The sequence below is a fragment of the Staphylococcus simiae genome, assembly GCF_002902085.1.
In the GTDB taxonomy this organism is placed as follows: domain Bacteria; phylum Bacillota; class Bacilli; order Staphylococcales; family Staphylococcaceae; genus Staphylococcus; species Staphylococcus simiae.
In genome coordinates this window covers 49,802-57,499 of sequence record NZ_PPQR01000011.1, presented here as the reverse complement: position 1 = coordinate 57,499, position 7,698 = coordinate 49,802, and the positions used below count along the sequence as shown (strand labels likewise).

Annotated in this window: 4 protein-coding genes; all 4 read left to right on the top strand. The window is 34.6% G+C overall.

Annotated elements, in window-relative coordinates:
- Positions 1-612 precede the first annotated feature (612 nt).
- The 4 genes from CD113_RS01855 to fadB all read left to right on the top strand — a co-directional run bounded on the left by CD113_RS01855 (position 613) and on the right by fadB (position 7,677).
- Complete coding sequence (locus tag CD113_RS01855; protein WP_002463827.1) at positions 613-2,175, top strand: acyl CoA:acetate/3-ketoacid CoA transferase; 1,563 nt, start codon at positions 613-615, stop codon at positions 2,173-2,175.
- 26 nt (positions 2,176-2,201) lie between these two features.
- The gene (gene fadD, locus CD113_RS01850; protein ID WP_002463826.1) at positions 2,202-3,719 is read left to right on the top strand and encodes a long-chain-fatty-acid--CoA ligase FadD; all 1,518 of its coding nucleotides are present in this window, start codon (positions 2,202-2,204) and stop codon (positions 3,717-3,719) included.
- Between the two features lie 103 nt (positions 3,720-3,822).
- The gene (gene fadE / locus CD113_RS01845; RefSeq protein ID WP_002463825.1) at positions 3,823-5,034 is read left to right on the top strand and encodes an acyl-CoA dehydrogenase FadE; all 1,212 of its coding nucleotides are present in this window, start codon (positions 3,823-3,825) and stop codon (positions 5,032-5,034) included.
- A 381-nt stretch (positions 5,035-5,415) separates the two neighbouring features.
- On the top strand, positions 5,416-7,677 hold the full coding sequence (gene fadB / locus CD113_RS01840; protein ID WP_002463824.1) for a 3-hydroxyacyl-CoA dehydrogenase/crotonase FadB: 2,262 nt from the start codon (positions 5,416-5,418) through the stop codon (positions 7,675-7,677).
- Positions 7,678-7,698: the final 21 nt, after the last annotated feature.

Here is a 7,698-nt window from a genome sequence, read left to right as displayed (position 1 = left end):
GTTTAACACCTTATTCAAAAAAATTAAATTGAACGGTTTAATTTAGTAATGCTTATTTTATTTATAAGCACTTGACTAATCGTAGGAAATAGAGAACCAAAATAAATTAAAAACAGCAGTAAGAGGATGTTTACTTTAATATCCTTCTTACTGCTGTTCTTTGTCAAAATATATTATGATTGGAACTACGATAAGAATCTTCATCAATTTCATACTATATCTTAAGTAATAACTCACTGAATTATAACAATTAATATAGTAGCAGTTCCTTTCTTAATCAAACATAATGGTGAGAACCTATATAGTCATGATGTTAAAGTTGCTTTCTACTCATGCTATTTTTATGTTTACAGTTAACACATTATCACAACTTATTTCAAAACTAATCTCACTCCATCAACACTATGCCGCCTCATCCGATTTATATATACTTACATAAAAACTTTATATCCGAAGTATTTTTAAAAATTGATTATGTTAAATTTGTGTCATTTGTCAGAATAAAAAGATATTTTTAATTGCTTTTTTGTACTGTTATGTTATATTTTTTGTAATGGTTTACACAAAGTGTAAAAACACTATCGATGTTAACATATTTTGGGAGGTGATGAAGTGAAACAAATTTCATGGCAAGATTTGAAAACAGTCATCAAAGATGGTGATGTCATTGGTTTAGCAGCTTTAGAAGTTGCAAATTTGCCAGCAGAAATATTACTTGCCATTTTATCTCAACATGATGAACAGCAAACACCTAATGATTTAACATTTGTTATGGCTAATGATATTAATAGCCGTGGTTTAGCACCTGATTTAGATGATTTTGTTTCCAGGGGTATGGTAAATACCGTTATTATGAGTATTTTAACTGGTTCACCTAAGACAGCTCAAGCTATTAAAAGCAATGATATAAAAGCATATTTTTTACCACAAGGTATTATTGCGACACATTACCGTCAAAATAATAACCTTTTTCCAGGTGTCATATCTAAAATAGGACTCAACACTCATGTTGATCCTAGGTATAGTGGTGGTAAAGTAAACAATCGCACTGTTGATGATTTAGTATCACTCATAACCATCAATGATGAAGCATATTTACATTATCAATTTCCTAATATAGATGTTGCTATATTAAGGGGAACATATGCAGATAACCGTGGAAATATTTATTTAACACAAGAAGCCTATATAAGTGAAAGTTACGATGTGGCACTAAACACTAAAGCTAATAACGGTACCGTTATCGTCCAAGTCAAAGCTAGAGTTGATGAGCATCAACAAAATGCTAAAGATGTTGCCATACCCGGTTCATTAGTAGACTATATCTATATTACGACACAAGATCAATATCATAGACAAGTTGTTCAAACTCACTATTTACCAGCATTGTCTGGTCAAGAACGTGTAGATCGAATTCCTGAATCTCCACTACCTTTCAATAGCCGTAAAACAATATTACGAAGAGCAGCACAATTTTTATCAACTGGTGACACAGTAAGTATTGGCTATGGTATTAATAATGAATTGACTAATTTACTTTATGAAGAGCACGTTGCACATCAAATCCAACCTATTTTGGATATCGGTATTTTCGGTGGATTTATTGGTAGCGGTCAACGATTTGGTATGAATTACAATGCCGATGTACGTATGAGCCAAGATCAGGCTTGGGATTTCATATACAATCACGGCGTTTCTGTTGCCTATCTTAGTTTTGCTGAAGTTGATCAACACGGAAATGTGAATGTTTCATATTTTAATAATCGTATCAATGGTTGCGGTGGATTTATCGATATCAGTCAGTCTGTCGATAAAATTATCTTTTCAGGAACATTGGTTGCCGGTAGTCAAGTTGACTGTCAAAACCACCAACTTGTTGTATCTAAAGAAGGTCATCATAAGAAATTCATTGAACAAGTAACTCATATTGATTTCAATGCAAACTATGCAAAACAGTTACATCAAGAAGTATACTTTGTTACTGATAGAGCTGTCTTTCAACTCACTGATGACGGTTTAATGCTTATCGAAATAGCACCTGGTCTAGATATCGAACAAGATATTTTACAACAAATGGCATTTAAACCACTCATTGCCGATAATGTAACACTGATTGATCCAACTATTTATCAAGAACATTGGGGACAATTACAACAATCAATTCAACAAGTATGAAAATAACATTAAAGGGGGTTATACTTATGAATTTTGATTGGATTAAAACACGTTCAGATTTCGATGATGCTAAACCTGCAGTCATTGACCATACTAAACACACAGAATGGACTTACCAACAATTGAATGCTCGAGCAGATAACATGGCTCATTATTTAACCTCTCAAGGTATTGGCAAAGGTGATGTCGTTGGTATCTTTGCTCCAAATGATGTTGCAATTTTAGATTTATTATTTGCTTGTTTTAAAATGGGCGCTGTATTCTTACCTATTAATTGGCGTTTAAACCCTAAGGAAGTTGCTGCCATCGTTGATGATTCAGAACTTAAAATACTTTTTTACGCCGCAAAACATTTAAGTTCATTAAACAATGTTGACCAGCATTTACTTCATATGGACATTGATTCGCAACAATATAACGACATTGTAGATCCTAACCACCATGAAGTATTTCAAGCAACACCTGTGGATCCAAGTGACTTAGCTGCACTTATCTATACGAGTGGAACTACTGGTTCCCCTAAAGGTGTCATGTTCTCTTATGAATCTTTTGTCCATAATGGTGCAAATTTAGAATTAACGTACAAATTCAATTCCAATTATGTCACTATTATTTCAACACCTATGTTTCATGTCTTAGGCTTCAATGATACAGTATTGCCCGTTCTTATGACTGGTGGAACATTGATACTACAACGCTATTTTAATGGCGAAGAGCTTAATGATATGATTGCACAATATAAACCTACCTTTATAATTATGATTCCGACAATGTATTATAGTACCTTGCGCGCAAGTAATTTTAATCCTGACAATTTTAAACAGATGGATTATATCATTCAAGGTGGTTCTCAACCTTTGCCAAGTATACAACAAGCATTTAAACAATATGGTATTAATATTATCAATGGATACGGCTTAACCGAAGCGCCACTCGTCTTAGTTAATACCCCTGACAATGCACGTCGGAAACCTATGAGTATTGGTAAAGCCGTTATGTTTGTAGATGCTCGCATACTCGATGACAGCGGCGAAGAAGTTCCAAACGGAGAAATTGGGGAGTTAGCAATTAAAGCCAAAAATGTTACACCTGGATATTGGCATAAGCCAGAAGAAACAGCGAAAGCGTTTAAAAATAATTATTTTCTGACTGGTGATTTAGCTAAAAAAGATGAAGATGGCGATATCTTTATTATCGATCGTAAGAAAGAATTAATTATTACTGGTGGTGAAAACGTCTTACCTTCTGAAGTTGAAAATGTCTTAGCTGAACATCCACTTATCGACCGTTGTGTTGTGGTTGGTTATGAGGACCCAAAATATGGTGAATCTATAGCTGCTGCTATCATTTTACGACAAGAAGATTCAGATTTTATCACAAAATTGAATCAGCATATGCGGGATAAATTAGCAGGTTATAAAGTGCCAAAAATGTATCTCCCTGTTACCCATATGCCTTTAAACACAACACAAAAACCAGACAAAATTGCAATTAGTAAAATGATGAATGAACGCGCACAGCAACAAGATTTACACCCGAGCTAAAAATTTTTGTCACTTTATGTAAACGCTTACATAAGATACAATTAATTGTTCTTATGCAAACTTTATATTAATTATAATTACAAGTTGTTAGGAGGAATTTATTATGACTACTGAAAAAGAAACTGTGCTACAGCAATTATTTCCTGAAGACGTCTTAAGCATTGCTAAAGGTTTAACAGATGGTGAAATAGAATTCTTGCGTCAAGTTGATGAACTATTAGAGAGTAAGTATCGTAAAGACCTTAACCAACATTGGATAGATGCAACAGTTCCAGAAGATTATTTTAAAGATTTAGGCAAACTAAATTACTTTAATAATCCCCTGCTATATAAAGATCGAGAAGGTGCCAAAACACCTAGTCAGTTATTCCAATTCTTTATGTCTTATGTCTTAGCAAGATTCGATATTTCTTTAGCTACCCTTCTTGGTGTTCATCAAGGCTTAGGACATAATACATTCCTATTTGGTGGTAGTAAAGAACAAGTTGCCAAATATGTACCTAAATTACAATCTCATGACTTGCGTACTTGTTTTGCATTAACTGAGCCAGAACATGGTTCAGATGTTGCAGGTGGTCTTGAAACAGTCGCACAACGTGATGGTGACACATGGGTTATCAATGGAGAGAAAAAATGGATTGGTGGTGCACATGTTTCTGATGTGATACCAGTATTTGCAGTAAATAAAGATACTGGCAAACCACATTGTTTTATCATCAGACCAGAACAAGAAGGTGTCGATATTGAAGTGATAGATAATAAAATTGCGCTTCGTATTGTTCCAAATGCTTTAATTAAATTAACTAATGTCAAAGTTGATGAATCAGAACGGCTGCAAAATATTACTAGTTTTAAAGATATTGCTAAGATTTTATATTCTACGCGTGCCGGTGTTGCATATATGGCAACTGGAGGTATGGCTGGTGCATTACGAGCTACGCTAGATTATGTTAAGCAACGTAAACAATTTGGTAAACCAATTAGCCAATATCAACTTGTACAAGAAAAGCTAGCATTGATGGAAGGTAATTTAGCTCAAGCAATGGCTACGTGTGCACAACTTGCTAACATGCAGGCACATGGTGAATATGATGAAGTTGCAACATCTACAGCTAAAATGATGAATGCCTTACGACTACGTGAAACTGTAGCTATGGGGCGTGGTGTTACAGGTGGTAATGGTATTTTAGCTGATGATTATGATATTGCCCGCTTCTTCTCTGATGCTGAAGCTATCTACACTTATGAAGGAACACATGAAATTAATGCCCTCGTCATTGGTCGTGCTTTAACTGGTGATTCAGCTTTTGTCTAAACAAATCATCTTTATATTTACTTGAGTATGACAGTAATGAATATTTCATAAAAATATCACTATTATACCTCAGGGACATTTAATGTTTATACATCCAAGCAAGCATCTTAAAGCTTATTATTTAAGCTAGTCATTGACTAAACTGTGCGACAATGACTGCCTTAGACTCATTATGAGCCTGGGACAACGAGCATTTGACAGTAACTGTTTGGTTTTCAAAATGTTGATAAATCAACGTTTTAAAAACCTAGTCAGCTTTACCAGGGGTGGGATTACGACATAATTTTTGCAGAAAATTTTTGTCTGACCCCCTCCCTAAAGAATGATGACAAATCATGCTTTTCAAAAACAATGTCACCTAATGAAATAGGAGGAATTACTATGACAATTAATAAAGTAACGATACTCGGTGCTGGAACAATGGGGGCACAACTTGCTGCGTTATTCGTTAATGCCGGACTCAAAGTTAAGCTATTAGATATAGTTGTTGATGACAATGAGCCAAATAAAATTGCTAAAAAAGCATATGACACAATAACTAATCCAAAACGCCCACTACTCTTTGATCTCGATTTTGCAAGCCGTCTCACATACGGTAATTTTAATGATGATTTGGTGGGTGATGATGCTGATTTATACTTAGAAGCAGTTAAAGAAGATTTAACCATTAAACATGATATTTGGAGCAAAGTTGCACAACATGCTAAAAAAGAAGCACTATTTGCAACAAATACATCAGGTATTCCTATTCATGCTATTGCTCAAGTATTCAATAAAGATGACCAACAACGTTTTTTCGGTTTACATTTTTTCAATCCACCAAGAATTATGAAATTAGTTGAATTAATTCCAACTGAATACACAAATTCAAATACCGTGACAACTGTTCAAGACTTTGCTCACAATATTTTAGGAAAAGGTGTCATTGTAGTTAATGACGTGCCAGGCTTTGTAGCTAATCGAATTGGCACGCAAACAATGAATGACATTATGTATCGAGCAGAGCAACAACAAATGTCTATTATAGATGTTGATGCTCTAACAGGACAAGTCATTGGTCGTCCAAAAACGGGGACATATGCACTATCTGACTTAGTTGGTTTAGATATTGCCGTTTCAGTTATAAAGGGTATGCAACAAGTTCCTGAAGAGCAGAACTATTTCCACGATGTAGATGTTGTCGATACTTTATTTAATCAAGGTGCCTTAGGTCGTAAGACAAAACAAGGATTTTATAAAAAGGACTCAGCAAGCAAAAAGCGTTTAGTCTTTGATAAAGAAAGTAATGATTATGTATCTATAGGACAGCCTCAATTATCAATATTACGTAACTTTACTAAAGATTTAGGTCATAATCTTGATATTATTTTTAATGCTTCTGATGATGCTGGACAATTTTTATGGCAAACCTTACGTAATAATTTCTATTATTCAGCTATTAATGTTCCAAAAGCAACAAATGATTTCAAAGATATTGATCGTGCACTTGTGTGGGGGTTCAATTGGAAGCTAGGACCTTTTCAATTATGGGATTTAATGGGATTTGAGCGTGTAAAAACACGTATAGAAAATGAACTCGGAGACTTACCTGAGTGGATAAATGATATGAATGGTAGTTTCTATCAGGAAGATGACACTATCGAATATGTAACGTCTGTAAATCACTTTATTGCCGAAACACTGTGGGACCATCAAGATGCGAAATTAAGTGTCACTCATAGTAATCAATTACTATTAAAGCTTCAAAGTAAAAATAATGTTATTACCGATGACTTTAACGATGACTTAGTGACAGCTATCGACACCCTTGAGCAGCAAGACTACTCTAGTATGGTTATTTATGCAGATGGCAATAACTTTAGTGTAGGTGCTAATTTATTCTTAATGAAAAAAGCGCATGAAGATGGTTTAGTTGATGATATCGTTGCTCAGTCTATAGATAAATTACATTATAGTTTTAACCGTTTAAAGTATAGTTTAAAACCCATTGTAACTGCTATACAAGGTCGAGCTCTTGGAGGCGGATGTGAACTGGTCTTATATTCACCATTCGTTGTAGCAGCTAGTGAAACATATATAGGCTTGGTCGAAGCTGGTGTTGGTTTACTGCCAAGTGGTGGTGGTCTAGCAGAGATGGCTGATCGTATTTTAAGTACATCTCATCAATTTAATGATAAGCAAACTGTAATGACTAAAATGTTAACAACGATTGGCTTTGCTAAAGTCTCTACTCATGCATTCGAAGCTCGACGTTATGGTTATTTACGTGATACTGATACGATTATTTTCAACAAGGAACAACGTGTCGAAGTGGCATTACAACGTGCACAATACGAAGCATCTACTAACTATATCCCTGCACCAAAACGACAATATATCGCCTTAGGTTCAGACTTTAAAGCATTAACACAAGGTCAATTAGATGCGCAACGATTAGGTCATTTTATTAGTGATCACGACTATCATATTGCGTTAAATATCGCCACAATTTTAGCAGGTGGCGACTTACCACGTAATACTCATATCAACCAACGTTATATTCAACAATTAGAAAAAATTGGCTTTATTGACTTACTTAAATCTGATAAGACATATGACAGAATTAGTCATATGTTAAAAACTGGTAAACCGTTACGTAATTAAAGACGAGGTTCAAGAGAGGAT